At 62.5% G+C, this 23810-nt stretch carries 21 protein-coding genes; 10 read left to right on the top strand and 11 right to left on the bottom strand.

Annotated features, from left to right (window positions below):
• Positions 1 to 284: 284 nt before the first annotated feature.
• Complete coding sequence (locus tag HDEN_RS08210) at positions 285 to 602, bottom strand: hypothetical protein (RefSeq protein WP_245256787.1); 318 nt, start codon at positions 600 to 602, stop codon at positions 285 to 287.
• Between the two features lie 284 nt (positions 603 to 886).
• Positions 887 to 2227 carry a porin gene (locus HDEN_RS08200; RefSeq protein WP_013215636.1) on the bottom strand — a complete coding sequence of 447 codons (1341 nt, stop codon included), beginning with the start codon at positions 2225 to 2227 and terminating at the stop codon, positions 887 to 889.
• A 250-nt stretch (positions 2228 to 2477) separates the two neighbouring features.
• Between HDEN_RS08200 and HDEN_RS08195 the strand changes: the two genes are divergently transcribed.
• From HDEN_RS08195 to HDEN_RS08185, 3 genes are all read left to right on the top strand, one after another.
• Entirely contained in the window at positions 2478 to 3704 is a 1227-nt protein-coding gene (locus HDEN_RS08195; protein ID WP_041921607.1) for an FAD-dependent monooxygenase, read from the top strand.
• A gap of 121 nt (positions 3705 to 3825) precedes the next feature.
• Complete coding sequence (locus HDEN_RS08190) at positions 3826 to 4695, top strand: lysophospholipid acyltransferase family protein (RefSeq protein ID WP_245256757.1); 870 nt, start codon at positions 3826 to 3828, stop codon at positions 4693 to 4695.
• Between the two features lie 112 nt (positions 4696 to 4807).
• Positions 4808 to 5632, top strand: a complete 825-nt coding sequence (locus HDEN_RS08185; protein WP_013215633.1) for a hypothetical protein — start codon at positions 4808 to 4810, stop codon at positions 5630 to 5632.
• Between the two features lie 21 nt (positions 5633 to 5653).
• On the opposite strand, the gene HDEN_RS08180 is transcribed toward HDEN_RS08185, so the two are convergent.
• The gene (locus tag HDEN_RS08180) at positions 5654 to 5890 is read right to left on the bottom strand and encodes a DUF883 family protein (protein ID WP_013215632.1); all 237 of its coding nucleotides are present in this window, start codon (positions 5888 to 5890) and stop codon (positions 5654 to 5656) included.
• 140 nt (positions 5891 to 6030) lie between these two features.
• The gene (locus HDEN_RS08175; RefSeq protein WP_013215631.1) at positions 6031 to 6336 is read right to left on the bottom strand and encodes a hypothetical protein; all 306 of its coding nucleotides are present in this window, start codon (positions 6334 to 6336) and stop codon (positions 6031 to 6033) included.
• Positions 6337 to 6523: 187 nt separating this feature from the next.
• On the opposite strand from HDEN_RS08175, the gene HDEN_RS08170 reads away from it, so the two are divergent.
• Positions 6524 to 6814 (top strand): hypothetical protein, encoded by a 291-nt coding sequence (locus HDEN_RS08170; protein ID WP_013215630.1) that lies wholly within the window; start codon positions 6524 to 6526, stop codon positions 6812 to 6814.
• Between the two features lie 166 nt (positions 6815 to 6980).
• Here HDEN_RS08170 and HDEN_RS08165 read toward each other — a convergent pair whose 3' ends face one another.
• Entirely contained in the window at positions 6981 to 7223 is a 243-nt protein-coding gene (locus HDEN_RS08165) for a hypothetical protein (protein WP_013215629.1), read from the bottom strand.
• 201 nt (positions 7224 to 7424) lie between these two features.
• Here HDEN_RS08165 and HDEN_RS08160 point away from each other — a divergent pair, with 201 nt between their 5' ends.
• Positions 7425 to 7772, top strand: a complete 348-nt coding sequence (locus HDEN_RS08160; RefSeq protein WP_013215628.1) for a DMT family protein — start codon at positions 7425 to 7427, stop codon at positions 7770 to 7772.
• A 4-nt stretch (positions 7773 to 7776) separates the two neighbouring features.
• On the opposite strand, the gene HDEN_RS08155 is transcribed toward HDEN_RS08160, so the two are convergent.
• Positions 7777 to 8754, bottom strand: coding sequence for a hypothetical protein (locus HDEN_RS08155; protein ID WP_013215627.1), 978 nt, complete (start codon positions 8752 to 8754; stop codon positions 7777 to 7779).
• A 119-nt stretch (positions 8755 to 8873) separates the two neighbouring features.
• Positions 8874 to 10499, bottom strand: a complete 1626-nt coding sequence (locus HDEN_RS08150; protein WP_013215626.1) for an isovaleryl-CoA dehydrogenase — start codon at positions 10497 to 10499, stop codon at positions 8874 to 8876.
• A gap of 220 nt (positions 10500 to 10719) precedes the next feature.
• Here HDEN_RS08150 and HDEN_RS08145 point away from each other — a divergent pair, with 220 nt between their 5' ends.
• Together HDEN_RS08145 and hspQ are read left to right on the top strand one after the other, a co-directional pair.
• Complete coding sequence (locus tag HDEN_RS08145; protein ID WP_013215625.1) at positions 10720 to 11778, top strand: HpcH/HpaI aldolase/citrate lyase family protein; 1059 nt, start codon at positions 10720 to 10722, stop codon at positions 11776 to 11778.
• Between the two features lie 55 nt (positions 11779 to 11833).
• Positions 11834 to 12166, top strand: a complete 333-nt coding sequence (hspQ, locus tag HDEN_RS08140) for a heat shock protein HspQ (protein WP_013215624.1) — start codon at positions 11834 to 11836, stop codon at positions 12164 to 12166.
• Between the two features lie 123 nt (positions 12167 to 12289).
• On the opposite strand, the gene HDEN_RS08135 is transcribed toward hspQ, so the two are convergent.
• Positions 12290 to 13183 (bottom strand): invasion associated locus B family protein, encoded by an 894-nt coding sequence (locus HDEN_RS08135; RefSeq protein ID WP_013215623.1) that lies wholly within the window; start codon positions 13181 to 13183, stop codon positions 12290 to 12292.
• 328 nt (positions 13184 to 13511) lie between these two features.
• On the opposite strand from HDEN_RS08135, the gene HDEN_RS08130 reads away from it, so the two are divergent.
• Together HDEN_RS08130 and HDEN_RS08125 are read left to right on the top strand one after the other, a co-directional pair.
• Positions 13512 to 15308, top strand: a complete 1797-nt coding sequence (locus HDEN_RS08130) for an extracellular solute-binding protein (RefSeq protein ID WP_013215622.1) — start codon at positions 13512 to 13514, stop codon at positions 15306 to 15308.
• Positions 15308 to 16846 carry a class I adenylate-forming enzyme family protein gene (locus tag HDEN_RS08125; RefSeq protein ID WP_013215621.1) on the top strand — a complete coding sequence of 513 codons (1539 nt, stop codon included), beginning with the start codon at positions 15308 to 15310 and terminating at the stop codon, positions 16844 to 16846. Before HDEN_RS08130 ends, HDEN_RS08125 begins: the two co-directional genes overlap by 1 nt.
• Here HDEN_RS08125 and mfd read toward each other — a convergent pair.
• Positions 16843 to 20328: a transcription-repair coupling factor gene (mfd, locus tag HDEN_RS08120; protein WP_013215620.1), complete on the bottom strand. Its 3486-nt coding sequence runs from the start codon at positions 20326 to 20328 to the stop codon at positions 16843 to 16845. The genes HDEN_RS08125 and mfd overlap by 4 nt on opposite strands.
• 9 nt (positions 20329 to 20337) lie before the next feature.
• On the bottom strand, positions 20338 to 20610 hold the full coding sequence (locus tag HDEN_RS08115) for an FAD assembly factor SdhE (RefSeq protein WP_013215619.1): 273 nt from the start codon (positions 20608 to 20610) through the stop codon (positions 20338 to 20340).
• Between the two features lie 232 nt (positions 20611 to 20842).
• Here HDEN_RS08115 and recG point away from each other — a divergent pair, with 232 nt between their 5' ends.
• A complete protein-coding gene (gene recG, locus HDEN_RS08110) occupies positions 20843 to 22957 on the top strand; it encodes an ATP-dependent DNA helicase RecG (RefSeq protein ID WP_013215618.1) in 2115 nt (704 codons plus the stop codon).
• Here the strand turns inward: recG and HDEN_RS08105 are convergent.
• Positions 22954 to 23775: a DUF502 domain-containing protein gene (locus tag HDEN_RS08105; protein WP_013215617.1), complete on the bottom strand. Its 822-nt coding sequence runs from the start codon at positions 23773 to 23775 to the stop codon at positions 22954 to 22956. The genes recG and HDEN_RS08105 overlap by 4 nt on opposite strands.
• Between the last annotated feature and the right edge of the window lie 35 nt (positions 23776 to 23810).

Below are 23810 nucleotides of genomic sequence, written 5' to 3'. Positions count from 1 at the left end.
TCAGGCCTATTGGCACGCAGCACTGATTCACGCTCCGAGGGAGGAGATCGTTGATGGGAACGATGTTATGGAGCGGTCCGCTTAAGGGCAGGTAAATTCATCCGAGATTTCAATCGCGAATGTCTCGGGCGGCCGCGCGGCTGGATGGGCTCGGCCTTGTTGGATTCTGCGACTTGCGGCCAGGCACAGGCGAGCACGCACGTCGGACGTTGTGGTCCGTCTGCGCGATGTCAGGCTATTGGGAAAGTACAGGCAGGCTCGATCCGCTGAGTCAGGCCAACGGCCTAGAAACGATGCTTCATGCTTCCGTGGATCGTAAGATCCTGCGGCGCTTCCGGACCGGCTGCCGGTTCGCTGTTCTGTTCGCTTCGATTGTCTTCGGCCGCGCCGTAAAGCAGCTCGAGGCCGAAGTCCATTTTAGGCAACGTGCCGAGCTTACCAAGACCCGGGATGCGGATCTCGGCGCCTTCCTCGCTCTTCGGCGTCGACTGATCTTGCACTTGCGCTTTCGGAGCATCAGGCGCTCCGTTCGGGATCGCCATACGCTGCTCGTCAAGCGCGAATGCTCCGGTGGTCGCAGCGGCGGCGACGGCCGCCAACATGCCAAGCACCAATGCTGTTCTTCTCACCAAAACCCCGCAATGCCTTGCAAGCACGCACATGTAATACTGATGAGCGGTCGGTCGTCGAACTTCAATGCCCTTTTCAGACCCCTGGCCCTCACGGTGCCGTTTCTGGTGATGCTGTTGTATCATCGCCATGTTGCTGACGCGACACAGAAGTTTCCCAAATTGTACGGCCCAGAACTTGCCAGTTTTCGGCGGCACGCGAAAAGGGCCGCCTTGCGGGCGGCCCTTCCATTCTGACGCAGACGGGAGGTAGGCGATCAGAACTGAATGCGTGCGCCGGTGATGACCATGTCGAAGGCATCGAGCGAGGCGGTATCGCCAGCCGAGTTCGTCAGGTCGCCGTCGGCATGACGGTAGATGACGTACAAGTCCATCGCAGCGGCATCGATGTTCTGAACGATACCGGCAGCCCAGAAGTTGATATCGCCGTCGTGGACGTAGCCCGACGCCCCGCCGTCAACGGCGAAGGTCTTGCCAGTGCGCGATCCGAGGTTGTCATGGCGATATTCGCCGAACACCGTCGTCTTGCCGAGCGGCAGCCACTTCTGCTCGATACCGCCCTGGATGAACCAGAGATCGCTCTTGCTCTCAGCGGCCGCAGAGATCAGCTCGACGCCATGGTCGATCGTCTGGCCGTAGCCGCCGTAGACATAGAGGCCGGTCGGAGCGTGCTGGATCGTGGCCGCGCCACCCCACCATTCGCAATCCTCACGGGTCGCACCCGTCGCGCTGAACGGCGCGCAGCCGGTCAGATTCTCGTCGGTGCTCTTTTCCCAGCCGCCTTTGGCGAGGATGTTGAAATCGCCCCACTTTTCTTTGTAGGTCAGTGCGACGCCGGTCTGGTCGTCTTCGCCCCACGAAGCCGTCAGCACGAAGCCGAGGATCGTCGGCGAGTCGTAACGGACGATGTTGCGGCGGCCGTTCTGACCGCTCGTGCCGTTGTCGGCGCCACGAAGAATGTCGTTCCAGCGGATGGCGGTGCCACCAACCTGTGCGCCACCGCTTCTCAGCTGGAAGCGGCCCTGCGCCACGGCAGCAGCCTGGGCGTCAGAGTAGTTGCGCGTGTTCACGCCATCGGCATCGTCCAGAAGATGGTACGTCGCCGAGCCTTCGAGGCCGACTGTCAGCTTGCCGAAGTCTTTGCTTTTCAGCCACCAGTTGCTCTTACGAACGATGAGCGAGTTGTTCGGAGAGTTGGCATCCGTGCTCGACGGGCCGGTCTGGTCCCACTTGTTCGAGGGGTTGCCCTGGACGCCGATTTCCAACGTGTAACCAGCCGAGTATCCGTTGGCGATTTTCGCTTCGCCGGAGAACTTCACACGCGATTGCTCGAGCGAGTTCGTGCCGACGTAGGCGTTGCGCTGCGAACCGTCATCCCAGAAGTAGACGGCTTCGTTGACCCAGCCGGAAATCGTGAGCGAAACCTTGCGGTTACCCTTACGGGCGGTCGTCGCCTCGAGCTCAGCGATACGTTCTTCAAGATCGGCGCAGCAGTTGCCGCCCAGATCGGCTGCGGAGGCTTGCGTAAAGCTCATCGCAAGTCCAAACGCCGCCAACAACGCAAGACGGCTGCACGATAGTGTGAATACCGATTTCATCGGTGCCCCTCTGTTTTTACAGACCCCAACCAGAACGGCGCGCCATTTCCCCTGATCGCGCCGGACAATTCCTGCCATTGCGCTGTGAGAAATATCTTTTCCCCAAATCAGCGCCTTGGGCACTGAAAAGCATGCCAGTTTAACAGATGCGTGACAGTCGGGCCCTCAAAGAGTTGCAACGCAGCAACAGGTGGTCCTTTAGACCATTTCTGTGCTTTAAGAGACACATTGAAGGATAGCTGCGGTGGCCATGAAAACTGTCTTTGACGTTGCGGTCGTTGGCGCCGGACCGGCGGGCCTTGCCGCCGGCCTCGCGTGCGCCGAATCCGGGCTTCGTACGATTGTGATTGGACCGCGATCCGATCCCCGCGACGGGCGTTCCGCTGCGCTGATGGACGGATCACTCAACCTCCTGAAAAGGCTTTCAGTTTGGGATAAAGCTGCGAGCGCTGCGGCTCCGCTGCAAGGCATCCGCCTCATCGATGCTACGGGCGGGCTCGTCCGCGCTCCGGAAGTGCTGTTCGAAGCCTCCGAAATTGGCCTTGGAGCATTCGGCTACAACATCCCGAACTCAGCTTTGACTGCTGCTTTGGAAGCCACGTCGCATCCGCTTCTGACGCGGCTCATCGACCCGCGAGCGACGGTGTCCGACTTGGCCGGAAGCGAAGCAGTGTTGTCGACCAGCACCTCCGAAGTCATCAGGTGCCGTTTGATTGTCGCCGCCGACGGACGTGAGTCGCCAGCCCGTGCCGCCGCTGGGATCAGCACGACGAACTGGAGCTATCCGCAGGCCGCCGTCGTCGCCACATTCGCTCACACACGGCCCCACCGCGGTATCTCCACCGAGTTGCATCAGCCGATGGGTCCTCTGACCGTCGTCCCCGCCCCCGGCAACACATCGAACCTCGTCTGGGTGGAATCGCCGGAAGAAGCCCAGCGCCTTGCCAATCTCGATGACGACAGCTTCGGCCGTGAACTCTCGGCCCATATCGGAGACCTGCTCGGCGCCGTTTCCAGCCTTACGCCGCGAAGGACCTTCCCGCTTTCCGGCCGCACGGCGGACGTGCTTGGCCGTTCGCGCGTCGCGCTCGTTGGCGAAGCGGCACACGTCATCCCGCCGATTGGCGCGCAGGGCCTCAATCTCGGCTTTCGCGACGCGGCGACGATCGCCGAGCTTGCTGGTGCGGCCCGGCGCGCCGGGACCGACATCGGCGGCGACGAGGTCCTCGCGAACTACGACCGGCTGAGGCGCCGCGATATCGCCTCCCGCGTCTTTGCCGTCGATGTGCTCAACCGGTCGTTGCTGTCCTCGATTCCGGGCGTCCATCTCGCCCGCGGTTTCGGGCTTTTCGCGCTCGCAACCAGCCGCCGCTTGCGCGCCCGTGTCATGCGCGAGGGCGTCATGCCGGGCTCGGACGTGCCTGAGTTTATGCGGCCGTTGCATCGAAGCGGGGAAATCCCAGCCGCCCGAGCTTGACGGGGCTGTTCCCCGGCGGGCAAGACTTCGCGCTTGATCTCTTTCAACTGAGGGAATTTGACCACTGTCTTTGGGCGTGCCCGCATCGCCGCTGCGTGACCTGCAGTTCAGGCTTGAATATGTGCTATTGCGACTGATCGTCGGCATCGTGCGCATCGTGCCGCTCGACGTCGCGACGCACCTGTCGGCATGGAGCTGGCGGCGTCTCGCGCCACTGATCAATCCGAAACGGCACAAGCGCGCGCTCGACAATCTGCGGATTGCCTTTCCCGAGAAGTCGGAGGCGGAGCGCACGGCCATCGCACTCGCCCACTGGGAAAATCTCGGTCGCGTCATGGCCGAGACGATGCGCATCGATCAGGTGATCGCCGATCCGACGCGTCTGGTCATCAGAAACCCGAAAGTCTTCGAACGCTACTCGAGCAAGCTCGGCCCGATCGTCGGCGCGTCGCTGCACATGGGAAACTGGGAGCTTGCGATCTGGCCTTTGACCATCGCAGGCGCCGATCCGGCTTGCGTCTACCGCTCGGTCAACAATCCCTACATCGACCGCTATCTGCGCTATCAGCGCCGCGATCTCTATCCGGGCGGCATGTTCGGCCGCGGCAAGGTTGAAGGCGAGCACGACGACTCGCAGAAAACAGCGCGCATCATCATGGATTTCGTTCGCCGCGGCGGACGTCTCGGCGTCGTCTGCGATCTCTACGATCGCTCCGGCCTGCCTGTGCCGTTTTTCGGCAAGGACGCGCGCACGGTCGCGATCCCGGCGATGATTGCCCGCCGTGCCGGCGCCCGCATCTGGATGTCGCGCTGCATGCGCATCGGCAAGGACAGCCGCTTCGAGATCGAACTCAAGGAGCTTCGCATTCCGCGCACAGCCAACCACGGCGAGGACGTCAAGTGGGTGACCGCTGCGATGACCCGCCAGTTCGAGGAGTGGGTTCGCGAGATGCCGGAGCAGTGGATGTGGTCCAACCGGCGCTGGAGCTAACCTCAGACTGAGAACCGGCCCTGCCCCCGAGTCCGGAACCGGTGCGCCCGGCCGGGCGTTGTTACTTGCTGACCTCAAACATCAGCGGTTTGGCGTTCGGCAAGAGCAGCGCATGAGCGACACACTCACACCTCTCCGCTTGGCAATCGTCTTCCTGGGCCTTCTCCTTCCGACGCTCGCACTGATCCCGCTTGGAAGTCTATGGCTCTGGCAGCACGGATTTCTGATTCACTGGGCGCTGGCGACGCTCGCCTGCACGCTCATCGCGTACATCTTCGAGCGCATGACGCTTGGACCGAAAGTTGCGGCCCTGCCGTCGTCGCCATCGCAGCCGATCAATGCCGAGCTGCAAGTGACGACGCTGCGCATCGATGACGACCCGCTCCGCAAGAAGGCGGCCGCCGCCGTCGAGAAACTCGCAAACACCACATCGCCCGAGGCCATCGCATCCTGGAATGACCTTTTGAACAGCGGGCTCGAGACGGTTGAGACGGTCGCCAAGGTTTATCACCCCGACCGCGCCGATCCGATGCTGCGCTTCACCGTTCCCGAAGCGTTGACGTTGATCGAGCAGGTAAGCGGCAGACTGCGGCCGGTATTCGAAGGGTCGCTTCCGCTCGGCAACCGCCTCACCGTCGCACAGTTTGCGCAGATCTATCGCTGGCGCGGCGTCTACGACGTCGCCGATCGAGCCTGGTCGATCTGGCGAATTGCGCGCGTTCTCAACCCTGCGACCGCCGTCACCTACGAAATGCGCGAGCGGCTCTCCAAGTCGATCATGCACTGGGTCAAGGGATCGATCACGACACGTCTCACCCGAGCTTACATTCGAGAAGTCGGAATGGCGGCCGTCGATCTTTATAGCGGCGAGCTACGCCGAAAGGCCGGCGTTCCGGCCGACCGTCCGCGCAACAAAAAAGAACCGTCCGTCGACTGAACGTCGCGGACGGTTTGGATTTTACGACTTCCAAAGTGCTCCGACGACGAAGCCGACTGCGCCGGCGATGAGCAGTGTCGTCAGCGGCTGATCCTTGACGGATTTGTCGATCGCGCCTTTGACGTTGCCGGCCATTTCCTCGACCTGCTGCTTTGCGTCTCCTGCGGCCTCGCTTGCGGCGTCGATCGTCTGCCGCGCGCGGCCTTTGATATCTTCAATTGAGCTGGAAGATCCGTATGTGGATGATGTCGATGCCATTGGGGAGCCACTCCTTGTTGAATAATGGAACCAACGCTGTGGCCTCTCATTGGTTGCATCGCGGAACGTCGGGACCCATCCGCGCAATTAAACGTGACCGGAGTTGACACGCGCGAATTCCTCGATCGGCGCATCTCGCATCAACGCGATGCCGTCTGTGCGGTCCCGCGCCGTCGGGCGACTTCCGCTGCGGACACTTCTCCCGCCGCAACCAGTGCATTGACGCAGCGTTTCGAAAGGTTGCTGCCCGCCGCGCGCATGCACGAACGGACCTGAGGGCTGTCAGGGCTATAGGCGCTGCAATGCGCGTAGTAGTCGGTTGCGCAAGCGAGCTGAACGCTGAGGCTGACGGCCAGGGCGTCGTTTGCCGTAACCGCCGCGCCGCCGAGCGCGATTGCTGATGTCAGGACTGCTTTCATCGTCTTGAACGACCGTTTCGATGCCATTGTCGCGTCTCCGCTCGCAGAATTGGGCCTCGGGGTTTCATGTTGCGAAAGGGTTACGCCAACTGAGATTGGCCCGCTGTTCCGCGCGTAACCAACGGTGAGCCACGAATTTCGGCGGTCGGCGGCGCACGAGAACCACGCGTCAACTCGCGCGTTATCGTTAGGGACATCACGCGAGGAATGAACAATGGCGGCTGTGATTAATCTCGTTTCGGAACGGCAACATCGCACGGCGCGGGAAGCCGCTGAGCTGCGCGACGAGCTCCTGGAAAAATGCTGCGTCTCCGTCGCCGACCTTGATCGCATCGCGGGTTATGCGCTGGTCGTGTGGGACGCGCGCGGCGACATGCGGACCGCGTACAATGCATCCGAGGGGCCGATCGGTCCGGCGCTTGTCCCGACGCTTGTCGCCGACGCCTTGAACCGGCACGTCGCAGTTATGCTCGCGCGCTCTGACGACACCGACGCATCTAGCTGACGTTCGCCGTCCAACAAAAAAGCCCGGAGCAATGCTCCGGGCTGGAAATGCTTCGACGAACAAGGGTTAGTGCAGGAAGCCGAACAAGTGCAGTCCGATGATGACGATCAGCGGAACGCCTGCCAGCCACAGAATGAGATCGCGTGCCATGCTAGTCTCCTCAGGATCAGTTGTCGTTCGAGTTGGTGTTCGCGGTCGCGTCCGTTGACTTGTCGACCTGCGCTGCGGTCGGCGCGCCATTGGCGAGCCCGAGAAGCCGGTCGAGGTGATAACGCGCCTGTTGCAAGTGATTGCGCGCGTCCTCACCGCGAAGGATGACGCCGCTCTGCGCGGCGCTCCGCAGTTCGTTTTCCATGTCCCAAAGCGTCTTCAAGACGCCTGGAACAGACTTCTGAATGCTCTTGGACATGTCGGTCGCGTCCTTATCAAACCAGTGAGATAAGAACGCTCACCACAATGCTGTGGTTCCGGAGGCTTCGTCGTCAGCGCGCGGAACGAAGTGACCAGGCGCTGGGCTGGACTCACTCGCTAATAGACTTGTATGGACGAGCCGCGTTGCTCGCCTACTGCGTTGCGCCTTTCCGTTTCACCCCTTTGGACCCATCCGCCCATGATCTCGCCGTCTCTTCTGCCGATCGTGCTTTTGACGATGTCGAACGTCTTCATGACCGCCGCCTGGTACGGTCATCTCAAGTTCACTGACCGGCCGTTATGGGCCGTCGTTCTGGTGAGCTGGGGTATCGCTTTCTTTGAGTATTGCCTGGCGGTGCCTGCAAACCGCTATGGCCATGCCGTCTATTCGGCCGCCGAACTGAAGACGATGCAGGAGGTGATTACGCTCGTCGTCTTCGCAGTTTTTTCCGTCGTCTATTTGAAGGAAGCGTTGACGATCAATCACGCCGTCGGCTTCCTGCTGATCGCTGCCGGCGCTTTCTTCGTGTTCAAAGGGCCGTTGTGATTGCTCAGTTGATCGGCACGCTGAGCTTGAATTTGCTGTTGATGCTTTGTGGCGTGGTCGCCGTCGCCGCATCGACGTCCGTGGTCACGCTAAGCGTGTAGATATCGGAGTCTTTGTAGGTGACGCCAGCTCCGGCGGATCGGTCCGGAGTGGTGAGGCTCGCAGCGCCCGTCGACATTTCGAACTCGCGCTTGTAGGTCACGAACGGCGAGATTGTCTTGCCGTCGCCGAGCGTAAAGGAATGATCGATCTTCGGCGCGAGAATGACCGCGCTCTTTTCGGACGCGCCGTTCGCCGCCGCGAACCCGGCGTTACCGGCCTGCCATTCCGTCCGCGCGTCGACGCTGATGAGCGGCGTCGCTTGCAGAGTGACATACGCGGACGCCTTCGAGTCCAGTTCCGTCGCGGCGCTGGCCGAACGCGCATCGCCACGCTCGACCGCAACGCCCATCACGGCGGAGCGTGACAGCTTGTAATCGACACCAAGGCCGGTGCGGGTCGATTGATCGCGATCGCCCTCGTAGCCTTTGACGTCGACGCTGGTCCACACGTCCACGGGAAGGTTCGGCGCGGTATTGGTCTTCGGCAGCGCCGGCGCGCTGGCGCCACTGTGATCGATGACGAAGGTCCGCGTATTGAAGTTCTTGAGATCGTCGAGGCTCGTACGCAGCGACACGTTCGAGTTCGACGAATTGACCTGGAGCGGCACGCCTTTGTCTCGCTGCGCGATCCACGGCATCGCTGAAGCTGTCGACGCTGCCGGTTTTGCTCCGGCATGATCTTGTAATGCGGCGTCGAGATCGATTTGCGGCAAGTCGCTGTCGCATGGAGAGAAATCCGGCTCCGCCATGCTCGTTGCAACGTTCAGGCACTCGTCATCCGCATGAGCGACAGACGCCGCGGGGATGCACGCGGCAAGGCTCAGGATGCAGAAACCGACGCTACGCGCTTTCAATGATTTGCTTACGAGATACATGCTCATCCGCGCCTGTTAGCCTCGAACTTTGATCATCATGTGGCATCGCACTTTGTGGGTCTGCCGCGCATTGTTTCCACCGCGATCCTGCCGCACGAGACTTGTCGCGAAGCAATAACATTCGCTTAACGCAACACGGGCGCGGCGCGCTCGACAATGCGGCGCGTGTCCACTCCTGGCGGAAGCATGCCGAACGCTCCCGAACCGCCGTCGAGTCGCGATGCGCAGAATGCGTCGGCCACGATCTGCGGCGCGTGCCGAATGAGCAATGATGCTTGCAGCGCGATGACGAGATCGCGGACGAAAACACGAGCTTGCGCTTCGTCGCCAATGGATGTGGCAGTCGCCTGCATCCGTGCAAGGAATTGCGCCAGACGGCGGTCGGCCGTTGCCGCGTCGCGCATTTCGTCAGCCAGCACGGCGGCGGCGAGCGGCGCCTTCGCGATTGCGCGCAGAACATCGAGACACATGATGTTGCCCGAGCCTTCCCAGATCGAATTGACTGGCACTTCGCGATAAATGCGAGCGAGCCCGAAATCCTCGACGTAACCGTTGCCGCCGAGGACTTCCATCGCTTCGGCCGCGAACGCTGGCGCGCGCTTGCAGATCCAGAATTTGGCGGCGGGCGTCACGACGCGGCGGAAGGTCAGCGCCTCCTCGCTATCCTCGTCGTAAGCGCGCGCAAGCCGCAGCGCCAGAAGCGCCGCAGCCTCGGCTTCGATCGCGAGATCGGCCAGCACGTTGCTCATCAGCGCGTGATCGACGAGATGCTTCTGGAACGTCGTACGATAGCGGGCGTGATGAATGGCTTGCGCCACGGCTTGGCGCATCAGTCCCGAAGACCCGATGACGCAGTCGAGCCGTGTGTAATTGCCCATTTCGATGATCGTCGGAATTCCGCGCCCTTCGTCTCCGAGAAGTTCAGCGTGCGCATTCTCCAATTCGACTTCGCTCGATGCGTTCGAGCGATTGCCGAGCTTGTCTTTGAGACGGCGAATGTGGATCGCGTTGCGCGTGCCGTCCGGCTTCCATCGCGGCACGAGAAAGCACGTCGGACCTGCGTCCGTCTGCGCCAGCATGAGGAACGCGTCGCACATCGGCGCCGACATGAACCACTTGTGTCCGTTGAGGCGATAATAGCGGCGCTCTCCGTCGGCTTCAGAGAACTCGGCGCGCGAGACGTTGGCTCGGAGATCGGACCCGCCTTGGTTTTCCGTCATCGCCATGCCGATCAGCGCCGACGTTTTTTCATGCGCTGGGCGAAATCGCGGATCGTAAGAGCGCGAGAATATGCGCGGCAGCCAGTCCGCGGCGACGTGGGGAGCGCGCTTCAACGTCGGCACCGCTCCATAGGTCATCGAAACCGGGCAGTAGACGCCGCTTTCGATCTGCGCGAGCATGAAGCATCCGGCGGCGCGCGCGACATGCGCGCCGCGCTTCGGCTCCGCCCACGGACTTGAATGAAGCCCCGCCTCCATCGCGAGACCGAGCAGCGCATGCCATGACGGATGAAAGTCGACTTCATCGATCCGCGCGCCGGAGCGATCGAAAGCGCGGAGCGTCGGCGTGTTGCGATTGGCTTCCGCTCCCAGCGCTATGACGTCCGCGCTGCCAAGGCGCGCGCCGAGCGCCTGCAGCGAGCTTTCCGCCCAGCTCGCACCTTCGCGGCCGGCCGCCTCGCGCAGCACGGCATCGCTGTCAAAGAGATTGTAATCCTCGAGCGGTGGCGGCTGGTTGGTGACATCGATCATCGCGGCCTCGTTCACCTGTCAAGCCGATTGCACCTTAGTTCCGGGATCAGCACGCTGCAATTTCAATGAAACGTGCGTTTGCTTGGCCCGATCCCATTAACGAACGGCAAAAGCCCGCGCCAAGGCCGCCCGAAACGTAAAGAGTGCCCAATTGACATGGGCGCCATGACGCCCAATGGTGCGGCCAAATTTTCCCAGAACTCGAACAGGATCGCTGCCGATGGCCTCGACACGCACGCCCGCTAAGCACTTCGCCCCTCTCGCCATCGGCGCGCCCGAGCCGTTCCGCACGCTCCCCGTCAACCTCGAGCGGATGATCCATTTCGTTCCGCCGCACAACGACAAGATCCGGGCCAAGATCAAGGATCTCGCGGCGCAGGTCGACGTGGTGCTCGGCAACCTCGAAGACGCCGTTCCGCTCGATCAGAAAGAGAATGCGCGCAAGGGATTCATCCAGATGCTGCGCGACAACGATTTCGGCGCAACCGGCGTCTGGACGCGCATCAACTGCCTGAACTCGCCGTGGGTGCTCGACGACGTGACCGAGATCGTCTCGAACGTCGGCAACAAGCTCGACGTCGTCATGCTGCCGAAGGTCGAAGGCCCGTGGGACATCCATTATCTCGATCAGCTTCTCGCGCAGCTCGAAGCCAAGCACGGCGTCAAGAAGCCGATCCTCATCCACGCCATTCTGGAAACGGCGGAAGGCGTCAATAACGTCGAAGCGATCGCGGCCGCTTCGCCGCGCATGCACGGCATGAGCCTTGGACCGGCTGACCTCGCGGCGTCGCGCGGCATGAAGACGACGCGCGTCGGCGGCGGCCATCCGGACTACGGCGTCCTTGCCGATCCGGGCAAAGACGCAGCCGCGGCGCGAACCTTCTACCAGCAGGATCTCTGGCACTACACGATCGGCAAGATGGTCGACGCCTGCCAGGCTTATGGGTTGAAGGCGTTCTACGGCCCGTTCGGCGATTTTTCGGATCTCGCCGCCTGCGAGGCTCAGTTCCGCAACGCGTTCCTGCAGGGCTGCCTCGGTGCCTGGACGTTGCACCCCTCGCAGATCGACATCGCCAAGCGCGTGTTCTCGCCCGATCCGGCCGAAGTGAAATTCGCCAAGCGCATTCTCGACGCGATGCCCGATGGCACCGGCGCCGTCATGCTCGACGGCAAGATGCAGGACGACGCCACCTGGAAACAGGCGAAGGTCATTGTCGATCTGGCGAAGATCGTCGCGTCGAAAGATCCGGAACGGGCGGCGCTTTACGGCGCGCTCTGACGATCCGTCCTCCTGCCCTCTTGCGAGATCGGCTCAACCGGCACACATTTGGGCTATGGGTTCAATTCGGCATGCAAAGTTCGCGATCGGTCAGGTGGTGCGTCACCGCATCTATCCGTTTCGCGGGTTGATTTTCGACATCGATCCGGAATTCGCGAACACAGAGGAATGGTGGCTGTCGATCCCGGAAGACGTGCGTCCGCGGAAGGATCAGCCGTTCTATCATCTCTACGCTGAGAATGACGAAACAACGTACCTCGCTTACGTCTCCGAGCAGAATCTCCTTCTCGACGAGACGTCGGCGCCGCTTCGCCATCCCGATATTTCCGACCGCTTCATCAGCGACGCCGGCGGCACATACCGGCTGCGGCCACGGTCGGCCAACTGAGCAATCGGGTTACAGCCGCCCCAGCGCCGGATCGCCGTTTCGCCCTTTGGTTGAAATCGTCACAAAATAAAAGCCGCCCCGGCGGTGCCGGAGCGGCTTGGTAACTCGTTTGAGCTTAGGCGCTTACTTCTGCTTCGGCGCAGCCTTGGGCGCAGTGGAGCCCGTCGTCGTCGGCGGCGCGCCCGGCGCATCGAGCGGAAGGTTCTTCATCTCGTTGGCCTTCCACTGCTCGGCCATCTTCTGCTGACGTTCGCGGATCTGCTGCATCAGCGCGCCGCGAGCCTCTGCATATTTCTTGTTGTCGACCGGAGGTCCGGCCGCCGCCTCATTGTAGCCGTCGAGCGGAACCGGGAAGCCAACGGGCTGAGCCGCTGCGTTCATCGCCAGAACCATGATACCGCCGCCCTTCGACATCTGATCGAGGATATCAGGCGTCGCTTCGGTTTCGGCCGTGCAGCCGGCGGGGTGGCAAAGCGAGTAGTGCAGTTCGATCGGCTTCAGCTTGGCTTCGTCGACCTTTTCGTTCTTCGATGCCTTTGCCCAATCTTCCTTGCTGTAGACGGCGGCGCGCAGGCCCGGCGGGATCGCCATGCCGAGCGGAACCATGATCATCAGCGACTTTTTCGGACTGCCTTCGATCTGGCGGATGGCCGCCGAAACGAGAACCATGCCCGTGTTGCCGTCAAGACGCTCATGATGCGTCAGGCAGAGCTGCTTCTCTTCGTTCGCTTCCTTGCCGTCCTTGTCCTTTTTCGCGACCGGGGCTTTCTCGCAAAGCTTCACCCAGGCACTTTTGGCAGCGGCCGAAGCAGCACCGGCAGCCGCAGGCGCCGCAGCTTTCGCCGGAGCGGCCTTCGCAGCAGGCGCGGCTTTAGCGGCGGGCGCCGCCTGAACCTTCTTCGGCGTAATCTGAATTTCCTTTTCGGCATCCTGCGCCGAGGCCGCGGACATTGCCGCGACCAAAGCCAAGACGGAAACGAGCGCCCTGCCGCCCGTGCGCAATACCGCGTTTGCCATCAACGTAACAATCCTCGCTTGTGCTATCCTGCCGGAAGTCCGGCCCCTATCCTCGGTACGCAGCAGTATGTCCCTGTTCTGCGTTAGACCCGGCACCCCGCCGTTCGGAGCCCGAGTAAGGCTCGGATTGCGGCAATCCCGTGGCCGGATGGCTCAACAACTGGTGGATGCATCTCGCAAAATGCGGTCGTTGCGCCCATGCCACTGCGACAAGCTAGACAAGCCCTGTCATGCCCCGATACAAAACTTCCGCGTCGCGAAAAAACATCTCGCCGCCAGGACTTGCTCGCATGGGTTTCGGCCGGTCGATCGATTTTTAGGTGCCGGTATGCCATTCGGGAAATTTTCGCTTTTCGCGGCATTGATCATCGGGACCTTGGCCTGCCACCCTGCCGTGGCGGCGCCCCAGCCGTCCATCGCGCTCCACGGGACGGCGCGGTACGGCGATGGCTTCACGGCATTCTCTTATGTCAATCCGCAGGCGCCGAAGGGGGGCAAGCTCACCCTTGGCGTTCTCGGCTCTTTCGAGAACCTCAATCCGCTGATCGTCAGGGGCGTCCCCGCGTCCGGCGTTCGGGAGTTCTCCGTCGAGAGCCTGATGGCGCGCAGCCTCGACGAGCCCTTCACACTCTACGGACTGCTGGCGGAGACGATCGACGTTGCCGACGATCGCAAGTCGGTCACGTTCACGCTCAACCCTGCCGCGAAATTTTCCGATCGTCAGCCGGTGACGCAGGACGATGTCATCGCATCGTTCGAGCTTCTGAAGACGAAGGGTCGGCCCAACCATCGCACCTATTTCGCCAAGGTTCCGAAAGTCGAGAAAGTCGGCGACCGCGGCATCCGGTTCACGTTCGAGGATGCGGACGATCGCGAGCTGCCGCTCATCCTCGGCGTGATGCCCGTCTTCGAAGCCCGCGCGATGACGCCGGAGCAGTTCGATTCCTCCTCGATGACGCCGCTCATCGGCTCCGGCCCCTACACGGTCTCGCGCGTCGACGCCGGACGTTCACTGACATACGCGCGCGACGACGGCTATTGGGGCAAGGACCTTCCCGTCAATCGCGGCCGCTTCAACTTCGATGAAATCCGCTTCGACTATTTCCGCGACGCGTCCGTGATGCTCGAAGCATTTCGCTCCGGCACGCTCGATCTGAGACTCGAAGAAGACCCCGGGCGCTGGGCCGACGCTTATAACATTCCGGCCGTCCGCGATGGCCGCATCATCAAGGCCGAATTTTCGATCGGGCTTCCGGCGGGCATGACGGCGCTGGTCTTCAACACGCGACGCGCCGTCTTTGCCGATCCGCGCGTGCGCCGCGCCCTGATGACGCTGTTCGATTTCGAATGGACGAACCGCACGCTGTACAACGGCTTGTTCAAGCGCACGACGAGCTACTTCGAGCGCTCCTATCTCGCTTCGACGGGTATTCCCGCGGACGCTTACGAACGGCAATTGCTGACGCCCTACCCTGATGCCGTTCGCCCCGAATTCCTCGCCGGAACCTATAAATTTCCGGAAAGCGACGGCGGCGGCGGAAACCGCGACAATCAGAAAGCTGCATTCAAGCTGCTGACTGAGGCCGGCATGATTTTGAAGGGAGGCCAGCTCGTCGACGGCAAAACCGGACAGCCGCTGACATTCGAAATTCTCGCCAACAGCAACGCCCAGGAAGCATTGCTTCTGAGCTATACGCGGAGCCTGGCGCCGCTCGGCATCGCCGCGCGCGTCCGCGTCGTCGACAGCGCGCAGTATCAGGAACGCCTGTCGAGCTACGACTACGACATGATCCAGAACACATGGCCGTCGTCGCTGTCGCCAGGCAACGAACAGCTGTTCCGCTGGTCGGCGAAAACCGCCGATGCGCAGGGCTCATTCAATTTCGCGGGCGTGAAAAACCCGGCCGCCGATGCGATGATCAACGCCATGCTCGCTGCCGAGACGGAAGAGAATTTCATCTCGTCCGTGCGCGCGCTCGACCGGGTGCTGCTGTCGGGCGATTACGTCGTTCCCCTCTTCTACACGCCGCGCCAGTGGGTCGCGTATTGGGCGAAGCTCAAACATCCCGAAAAGACGCCGCTCTTCGGCTATGCCGTCGATACGTGGTGGGTCGAAAGCAAGTGATGCCGACAGTCTCCGAAGCCTTCAACATGGCCGACTATGCGATCGGCCGCCACGCGCGCGCGATACCGGATAAGACCGCTCTGCTCGTTTGCGACGTCGAAAATCCGCGCGAGCCATTGGAAACCTGGACGTTCGGCGAACTCGATCGCGCGGTCCGGAACTTGGCTGCGGGGCTTGCGGCGAAAGGCTTGCGGCGCGGCGATCGCATCGGAATCCGGCTCGGCAATTCCTCGCAATCCGCACTGATGTTTTTCGCCGCGATGGCCGGCGGCTTCATCGCTCTGCCGCTGTCCGATCAATTGACCGCCTCCGAACTTGCGGCACTTCTTGACGACAGCGGCGCGGCCGCTCTTGCAACCGCTGACTCTCCGCACAGCGTTGCGCGAGACGGCATCCTCACCCTGTCGCGTGATGACGTTGCAGCCATGATCGCGCGCGACACGGATGAGCCATACGCGCCGACCCAGCGCGACGATCCGGCGTTCCTGATCTACACCTCCGGCACGACGGCGCGGCCGAAAGGCGTCCTGCACGCGCATCGCTCGGCGCTGGGCCGCCAGCCGATGTATCAAGGCTGGTACGGCATCCGCTCCGATGACCGCATGCTGCACGCGGGCGCATTCAACTGGACGTTCACACTCGGCGTCGGCCTGACGGATCCCTGGGCTAATAGCGCGACGGCGATCGTCTGCACAGGGAACAAAGCGCCGGAGCTTTGGCCGAACGTGATCGCCGAAACCGGCGCGACGCTGTTCGCGGCCGTGCCCGGCATCTATCGTCAGATTCTGAAATACGCGAGCCCGAAGCCTGGAGCGCTCGGCCAATTGCGTCACGGCCTGATGGCTGGCGAGACGCCGCCGCCGGGATTGATCGAGGAATGGACATCCGTCACCGGCCTGCCGCTCTATGAAGCCCTCGGCATGAGCGAAATCTCGACCTACATTTCGACAGGCCCGTCGGTGCCGCACAAAGCGGGCACGGTCGGCAAGGCGCAAGCCGGTCGGCGCGTTGCCATCCTTGCCGTCGAAGGCAGCGACGAACCGTTGCCGCCGAACCGCGAAGGCCTCATCGCCGTCCACCGCTCCGATCCGGGTCTCATGCTTGGATACTGGAAGCGGCCCGACGAAGAAGCCGAAGTCCTGCGCGGCGAATGGTTCACCGGCGGCGATCTCGGTTCGATCGATGACGAGGGATATATTGCGCACCTCGGCCGCGCCAACGAACTGATGAACGCGGGCGGCTATCGTGTGTCTCCGCTCGAAGTCGAAGCGGCGCTCGGACGCTGCCCGGGCGTCGCCGAAGTCGCCTGCACGGAAATGCGCGTCCGCAGCGACGTTTCGATCATTGCCGCATTCGTCGTGGCAGCCGAAGGCGCGCCCCGCGATGCTTCAGCGATCAAGGATTTCGCGAACAGGAATCTCGCAGCCTACAAAATTCCGCGCGAGATCGTTTTCGTCGAACGTCTGCCGCGCACACCCAACGGCAAGGTTCAGCGCAAGGCTCTCGCGTTGCCGTCCCTCGTCGATGGTAAGTCTTAAGCCGCCTGCTTGGTCTTGCTCGCAAGCTCTGCGAATTTCTGGATAAGCGCGCGAACGCCTTTGAGCCGCGCTTCCGGCAAATCCCAATCGGCGCGATAGACGAGCCGCTGGTCGGGCTGCACTTTAAGCGCCCCGCGCGAATTTTGCACGAACGCGATCAGGCCTTCCGGATTTGCGAAGCGTCCCTTGTGCAGCGTGATCACGCCGCCCTTCGGACCCGCGTCGACTTTCGCGATGCCGGCAGCGCGGCAAAGGCCCTTGATCTCCATGACGTCGAGCAGATGTGTGACTTCGTCCGGCAGCGATCCGAAGCGATCGACAAGCTCGGCGGCGAACGCATCGATGTCGGAGCGCTTTTCGAGACTCGACAAACGCCGGTAGAGACCAAGACGAAGTTGTAGATCGGTGACGTAAGCCTCCGGGATCATGATCGACGTGCCGAGCTGGATCTCCGGGCTCCACTTGTCATCGGCTTCGATTTCGCCGCCCTTCATCGCGGCGACCGCTTCTTCCAGCATCGACTGGTAAAGCTCGAAGCCGACTTCGCGGATGTGACCCGACTGTTCTTCGCCGAGCAGATTGCCCGCGCCGCGAATATCGAGATCGTGCGACGCCAGCGAGAAGCCCGCGCCGAGGGTATCGAGCGACTGCAGAACCTTGAGCCGTTTCTCCGCGCCTTCGGTCAGCTTCTTGTCCGGCGGAGTCGTAATGTAGGCATAGGCGCGCGTCTTCGATCGCCCGACGCGGCCGCGCAATTGATAAAGCTGCGCCAGGCCGAACATGTCGGCGCGATGCACGATCAGCGTGTTGGCGTTCGGTACGTCGAGACCGGACTCGACGATCGCCGTCGACAGCAGAATGTCGTATTTGCCTTCGTAGAACGCGGTCATCACGTCTTCGAGTTCGGTCGGCGACATTTGTCCCGTCGCACGCGCGAACACGAGATCGGGCACCGCCTCGCGCAAAAACTCCGCAATGTCGTCGAGATCGGAAATGCGCGGCGCGACGTAATAGGTTTGTCCGCCGCGGAAGCGCTCGCGCCTGAGCGCTTCTTTCAAAATAACTGGATCGAACGGCGAAATGAACGTGCGCACCGCCATGCGGTCGACAGGCGGCGTCGTGATCAGCGACAGTTCGCGCACACCTGTCAGTGCCAATTGCAGCGTACGCGGGATCGGCGTTGCCGACAGCGTCAGCACGTGCACGTCCTCGCGCATCTTCTTGAGACGCTCTTTGTGATTGACGCCGAAGTGCTGCTCTTCGTCGATGATCAGCAGGCCGAGCCGCTGGAACTCGATTGTTTTTCCGAGCAGAGCATGCGTACCGACGACGATGTCGATGTCGCCGGACTTGAGCCCGGCTTTCACTTCCGCGAGCCCTTTTGCGCCGACCATGCGCGACGCCTGCGCGATCTTGACCGGCAATCCCTGGAAGCGTTGCGTGAACGTTCTGAAATGCTGACGCGCCAGAAGCGTCGTCGGCACGACGACGGCAACCTGCAAGCCGTTCATTGCGCCGACGAACGCGGCGCGCAGCGCAACTTCCGTTTTGCCGAAGCCGACGTCGCCGCAGACGAGCCGGTCCATCGGTCTGCCGGATGCGAGATCGGCAAGAACGGACTCGATGCTCGTCGCCTGATCTTCCGTTTCCTCGTAAGGGAAACGCGCAACGAATTCGTCGTAAGCGCCTGTCGGCGGCACGAGCGCGGGAGCTTCGCGCAAGGCTCTGAGCGCCGCGATCTTGATGAGTTCGTTGGCAATCTCGCGCAGCCGCTTCTTGAGCTTGGCCTTGCGCGATTGCCAGCCGACGCCGCCGAGGCGATCGAGCTGCGCATCGCCCTCGTCCGCGCCGTAGCGCGACAGAAGCTCGATGTTCTCGACAGGCAGAAACAGCTTATCGCCGCCCGCGTAGTGAAGTTCGAGACAATCGTGCGGTGCGCCGAGCGCGGTGATCGTCTGCAATCCTGCGAAACGGCCGATACCGTGATCGCTGTGCACGACGAGGTCGCCGACCGACAGCGCCGTCGCCTCCGTCAGAACATCGGCCGCCTTGCGCGCGCGCCGCCTCTGGCGCACGAGGCGATCGCCCAGCACATCCTGTTCGGCGATGACGGCGAAGTCCGGCGTCTCGAAGCCTTCCTCGATGCCGAACACCGCGAACGCCGTCGCGTTGGGCTTCAGCGCCTGAACCTCGGTGAAGCTTTCGACCTTTTCCGCGTCTTTCAGGCCGTGATCGGCGAGCAGCGTGATCAACCGCTCGCGTGCGCCCGTCGTCCAAGCCGCGAGAATGACGCGCCGCGAGTCCGCGTGAATGCGCCGGATGTGACCGACGACGGCGTCGAACACGTTGTTGTCGGGATCGGCGCGCTCGGCCGCGAACGTCCGGCCGCGGCGGCCTTTCATCTGGTAGACGTTCGACGTGCCGGGATCGTCGAACGGCGTCAGCCGCGAAACCGTGCGCGCATCGAGCGCCGACGCCCAGTCCTTGCCGTCGATGAACATCTGATCCGGCGGCACAGGCTTATACGGCGGTGCGCCGAAGCGTTGCCCTTCGAGCGAGTCCACACGTGCTTCGTAGTGCTCGCGCACTTGCTCGAAGCGGCGCTTCACGGCTTCGTCCGCCATGTGATCGAAACTGATGCCGACGCCAGGCAGATAGTCGAACAGCGTTTCGAGCGCGGGATGGAAAAACGGCAGCCAGTGTTCCTGGCCCTGATAGCGCCGCCCGCTGCTGACGGCCTCGTATAGCGGATCGTCACCGGTATTGCCGCCAAACAGCGCGACGTAGCGCGTCCGGAACAGCGCCGTCGCCGCTTCCCCGAATGCGACTTCGCTGACCGGCATCAGCGAAAACTTCGGCACCGGCTTCATCGAGCGCTGCGTTTCGGCGTCGAATGCTTTGACGCTTTCGAGCGTGTCGCCGAAGAAGTCGAGGCGGATCGGATTGCTGCGCCCCGGCGGATAGAGATCGAGAATGCCGCCGCGCTGAGCGTATTCGCCCGGCTCCATCACCGTGCTCGAGCGGTCGTAGCCGTAAGATTCGAGCCGCCGGATCAGCTCCGCCGGATCGATGCGCTGGCCTGGCGCGATGGTCTTGACCGCACCCCGGATGAAACTCCTCGGCGGCACGCGCTGCAGAATGGCGTTGACGGTCGTCAGAACCAGCGTTGGCTTCTTGCGTCCGCCAATCGCGAGACGTCCGAGCGTCGTGATACGGCGCGCCACGATCTCGGCGTTGGGGCTCGTGCGGTCATAGGGAACCGTATCCCACGCCGGAAACGGCACGACGGCAATGTCGGGCGCGAAGAACGCGACGGCCGCCTGCAATTCTTCGAGACGCCTGTCATCGCGCACGACGTGCAGGTGCAGACCCGGCTGATCGCCACCACGGGCGGCGCGTGTGATGTCCGCAAGAACGCGGCCGTCGAACCCTTCCGGGACGCCGGAAAAAATCACCCGCGAGGTCTGCACTTGATCCGTCATTGCAAAGTATCAGTCTGTACCAGCGGCGAGCCGGTGAAAAACGCGAATATCGTTCAGCAGATCCTGAAACTCGCCGCTTTCAGGCTCGCCGGAAAAAATCCACGCCTGCAACAGCGGATCGGGAAGGTTCAGGAACCTCTCGAAGTGCTGCACGGCTTCCTCGGACCACGCGGGAATGCGGACATCGGCATAGCGCCCGACCAGCAGGTCCATCTCTTTGGTGCCGCGGTGATGCGCGCGGTAGGAGGCGCGCCGCCGCCGCACATCGAGATCGTCCGCCATCGTCAATCCGGGTTGCATGGCAAATGGGTGTGCGGCCCCTCGCGGCTTGACTGGAAAGCGATCAGCCGCCACGGTGTGCCGTCCGTGCGAAGGGTTCCTATAGCGCCCGCCGTCCTTGACGCCTAGCGTGAAGGCCGGTGCGTATTGCCGCGACCCTTCGTTCCGATCGCCGTGCTCTCCACAAAACCGGCGGCGGGGCGCGAAATTCCTCAATGGCAAGCCGAAGTCGACGATGCGTCCCTCGTTTCTCAACCCGCTGTTCGCGTCGGCGCAGACGATCTCCGGGATCGGCCCGCGGTTCATCCTGCTTTTGAAGAAATGCCTGGCGCTGCCTCCGGGCGTCGCCGAACCGCGCGTCATCGACCTTCTCTGGCATATGCCGACCGGCATCATCGACCGGCGCGCCGAACCTCAGCTTGCCTCGGCCGTTCCGGGAAGCATCGTCACGCTGCAGCTACGTGTGCTGAAGCACAAGCCCGCGCCGCGCGGCAACCGGAAGGCGCCGCACAAAGTTACCTGCGAGGACGACACAGGGCGCATCGATCTCGTCTTCTTCCACGCCGAACGAAAGTTCATCGAGAAGCAGCTTCCCGAAGGTGAGATACGGTTCGTATCCGGACGGATCGAGCGTTACGGCGAAGCCCTGCAGATGGCGCATCCCGATTATATCGTTGCGCCGGAAGCACGTGACGATCTGCCGATGCTCGAGCCGGTCTATCCGCTGACCGCCGGACTGTCGGGCAAGATCATGGTCAAGGCCGCGCGTCAGGCCGTCGATCGCGTGCCCGAACTTCCCGAATGGCAGGAGAGCCGCTGGCTGGAAGCGCGAGGCTGGCCCGCCTTCAAAACCGCGATCAATCGCATTCACCGGCCGCTCGATGCGCCGGATGTTTCGAACGGCGCAGGCCCGTGGCAGCGCCTCGCCTATGACGAGCTTCTCGCCGGGCAACTCGCGTTTGCGCTCGTGCGTCAGAATATGAAAGCCGAGCGCGGACGGCGTCTCGCCGGCAAAGGCGACATCCGGCAGAAAATTGCAGACGCGCTTCCGTTCAAGTTGACCGGATCGCAACAGACGGCCCTCGCCGAAATCTCGGACGATCTCGCGGCGTCGCATCGCATGCTGCGCCTGCTGCAAGGCGACGTCGGCTCCGGCAAGACGGTGGTCGCGCTGATGACGATGGCGGTCGCGATCGAAGCCGGTGCGCAGGCCGCTTTGATGGCGCCGACGGAAGTCCTTGCGCGCCAGCATCAGGAAACCATCGCGCCGCTCGCCGAAGCCGCAGGTCTGCGGATCGCCCTGCTGACGGGCCGCGAAAAGGGCAAGGTACGCGATGCGATCCTAGAGCGTCTCGCATCCGGCGAAACCGACATTCTGATCGGCACGCACGCGCTGTTTCAATCCGACGTCGTGTTTAAAGACCTCGCCCTTGCCGTCATCGACGAGCAGCATCGCTTCGGCGTGCATCAGCGTCTCGCGCTTCAGGCAAAAGGCGCGAACAACGATACGAACGTCCTCGTCATGACGGCGACGCCGATCCCGCGCACGCTGCTGATGACGCATTACGGCGATCTCGACGTTTCGAAGCTCACGGAAAAACCCGCAGGACGAAAGCCGATCACGACGAAGGCGCTACCGCTGGAATCGCTCGAACGCCTCGTCGAACGCATTCGCGCGCAACTCGCCGAGGGCGCGCAGGTCTATTGGGTCTGCCCGCTGATCGAAAGCTCCGAGTTGACCGACCTTGCCGCGGCGGAAGAACGTTTCGCGCATCTCCGCCAGATTTTCGGCGAGGGCGTCGGCCTTCTGCATGGCGCGCTTTCGGCCAAGGAAAAAGACGAGACGATGGCCGCCTTCGCGGAAGGCACGATCAAGATCCTCGTCGCGACGACGGTCATCGAAGTCGGCGTCAACGTGCCGAACGCCAACATCATGGTGATCGAGCACGCCGAGCGCTTCGGCCTCGCGCAATTGCATCAGCTGCGCGGCCGCGTCGGGCGTGGATCACGCGAGTCGTTCTGCATGCTCGTTTACAAAGCGCCACTTGGAGAGACGGCCGGGCAACGTCTCAAAATGATGGAAGAGACCGAAGACGGCTTCAAGATCGCCGAAAAGGATCTGGAATTGCGCGGCGGCGGCGAAATTCTCGGCGCACGCCAGTCAGGCGCGCCAGGATTTCGCGTCGCTGAAGTGCCGGGCTACGACACGCTGCTCGCGGCTGCGAGCGACGATGCGGCGCTGATCCTCGGCAGCGACCCCAATCTCACCTCGCCGCGTGGGCAAGCGCTGCGCACGCTGCTCTATGTTTTCGAATGCGATGAAGCCGTGCGCCTGTTCCGCGCCGCTTAAGCTTTCTTTCCGTGCCCGAACGGAAACCGCGAGTCCGGCATCGAACCCGCCCCGATGCGCCGCATTTTATCATCCACGTTCGGCATCACGATACCGCCCGACAGGATGATCTTGGCCGCTTCTTCGACGGTCATCGAGAGAAACACGACGTTCTCGCGCGGAACGAAGCAGATGAATCCCGTCGGTGGCACGATGCCTGTGGGCATGAAGACGGTGAGCAGATCGCTCGTCCCGCCCGGCGCCACATCCTTGATCTCGCCCGACGTCTCGCCGGTGACGAAGACGAGGCTCCAGATTTCCTTCGACGGGAATTCGATCATCCCGACTTTCTGGAAGCTCTGGTTCGGGCCTGTCGTCGAGATCACGCTTTCGAAAATCTGCTTGAGCGCGCCGTAGACGTTGCGCACGATCGGCGTACGCGACAGCATCAGTTCGCCGGACGAGACAAGCGTTCGCCCGAGCAAGTTGGCCGCGAGCGCTCCGATCACGGTCAGTCCGAAGATCGCGACGACAAGCCCAAGCCCCGGCAACGGAAACGGCAGATAGGTGTCGGGATTGAACGTCGTCGGAAGAAGCGGCTTGATCCACGCATCGACCCAGTGGATCACGCCCCACATGATCCAAAGCGTGATCGTCACAGGTCCGACGATGACGAGACCGGTCAGGAATGCATTTCGGAACCGCGAGCCGAGCCGCCAGCCGGTCTTGCCCTCGCTGCTTGCGAGCCGCTTCAGGCCTTCGGTGAGTTGCGCTGCCTCCGCATCCCTTTGACGGCTGGAGCGGCGTTCCGGGTTTGGATCGGACGGGGGTGCGCTCATAGTCTCCTACTCGGGCCAGCCACCCGACGGAGATC

This window comes from Hyphomicrobium denitrificans ATCC 51888, assembly GCF_000143145.1.
Classification (GTDB): domain Bacteria; phylum Pseudomonadota; class Alphaproteobacteria; order Rhizobiales; family Hyphomicrobiaceae; genus Hyphomicrobium_B; species Hyphomicrobium_B denitrificans.
Note: the sequence above shows the minus strand (reverse complement) of the source record. Positions and strands in the feature narration are given on the sequence as shown.

Bases quoted from the DNA above. Each gene is read 5' to 3' on its own strand.
- HDEN_RS08210 (WP_245256787.1), bottom strand. From the start codon at position 602: ATGTTGGCGGCCGTCGCCGCCGCTGCGACCACCGGAGCATTCGCGCTT.
- HDEN_RS08200 (WP_013215636.1), bottom strand. From the start codon at position 2,227: ATGAAATCGGTATTCACACTATCGTGCAGCCGTCTTGCGTTGTTGGCG.
- HDEN_RS08195 (WP_041921607.1), top strand. From the start codon at position 2,478: ATGAAAACTGTCTTTGACGTTGCGGTCGTTGGCGCCGGACCGGCGGGC.
- HDEN_RS08185 (WP_013215633.1), top strand. From the start codon at position 4,808: ATGAGCGACACACTCACACCTCTCCGCTTGGCAATCGTCTTCCTGGGC.
- HDEN_RS08180 (WP_013215632.1), bottom strand. From the start codon at position 5,890: ATGGCATCGACATCATCCACATACGGATCTTCCAGCTCAATTGAAGAT.
- HDEN_RS08175 (WP_013215631.1), bottom strand. From the start codon at position 6,336: ATGGCATCGAAACGGTCGTTCAAGACGATGAAAGCAGTCCTGACATCA.
- HDEN_RS08170 (WP_013215630.1), top strand. From the start codon at position 6,524: ATGGCGGCTGTGATTAATCTCGTTTCGGAACGGCAACATCGCACGGCG.
- HDEN_RS08165 (WP_013215629.1), bottom strand. From the start codon at position 7,223: ATGTCCAAGAGCATTCAGAAGTCTGTTCCAGGCGTCTTGAAGACGCTT.
- HDEN_RS08160 (WP_013215628.1), top strand. From the start codon at position 7,425: ATGATCTCGCCGTCTCTTCTGCCGATCGTGCTTTTGACGATGTCGAAC.
- HDEN_RS08155 (WP_013215627.1), bottom strand. From the start codon at position 8,754: ATGAGCATGTATCTCGTAAGCAAATCATTGAAAGCGCGTAGCGTCGGT.
- HDEN_RS08150 (WP_013215626.1), bottom strand. From the start codon at position 10,499: ATGATCGATGTCACCAACCAGCCGCCACCGCTCGAGGATTACAATCTC.
- HDEN_RS08145 (WP_013215625.1), top strand. From the start codon at position 10,720: ATGGCCTCGACACGCACGCCCGCTAAGCACTTCGCCCCTCTCGCCATC.
- hspQ (WP_013215624.1), top strand. From the start codon at position 11,834: ATGGGTTCAATTCGGCATGCAAAGTTCGCGATCGGTCAGGTGGTGCGT.
- HDEN_RS08135 (WP_013215623.1), bottom strand. From the start codon at position 13,183: ATGGCAAACGCGGTATTGCGCACGGGCGGCAGGGCGCTCGTTTCCGTC.
- HDEN_RS08130 (WP_013215622.1), top strand. From the start codon at position 13,512: ATGCCATTCGGGAAATTTTCGCTTTTCGCGGCATTGATCATCGGGACC.
- HDEN_RS08125 (WP_013215621.1), top strand. From the start codon at position 15,308: ATGCCGACAGTCTCCGAAGCCTTCAACATGGCCGACTATGCGATCGGC.
- mfd (WP_013215620.1), bottom strand. From the start codon at position 20,328: ATGACGGATCAAGTGCAGACCTCGCGGGTGATTTTTTCCGGCGTCCCG.
- HDEN_RS08115 (WP_013215619.1), bottom strand. From the start codon at position 20,610: ATGGCGGACGATCTCGATGTGCGGCGGCGGCGCGCCTCCTACCGCGCG.
- recG (WP_013215618.1), top strand. From the start codon at position 20,843: ATGCGTCCCTCGTTTCTCAACCCGCTGTTCGCGTCGGCGCAGACGATC.
- HDEN_RS08105 (WP_013215617.1), bottom strand. From the start codon at position 23,775: ATGAGCGCACCCCCGTCCGATCCAAACCCGGAACGCCGCTCCAGCCGT.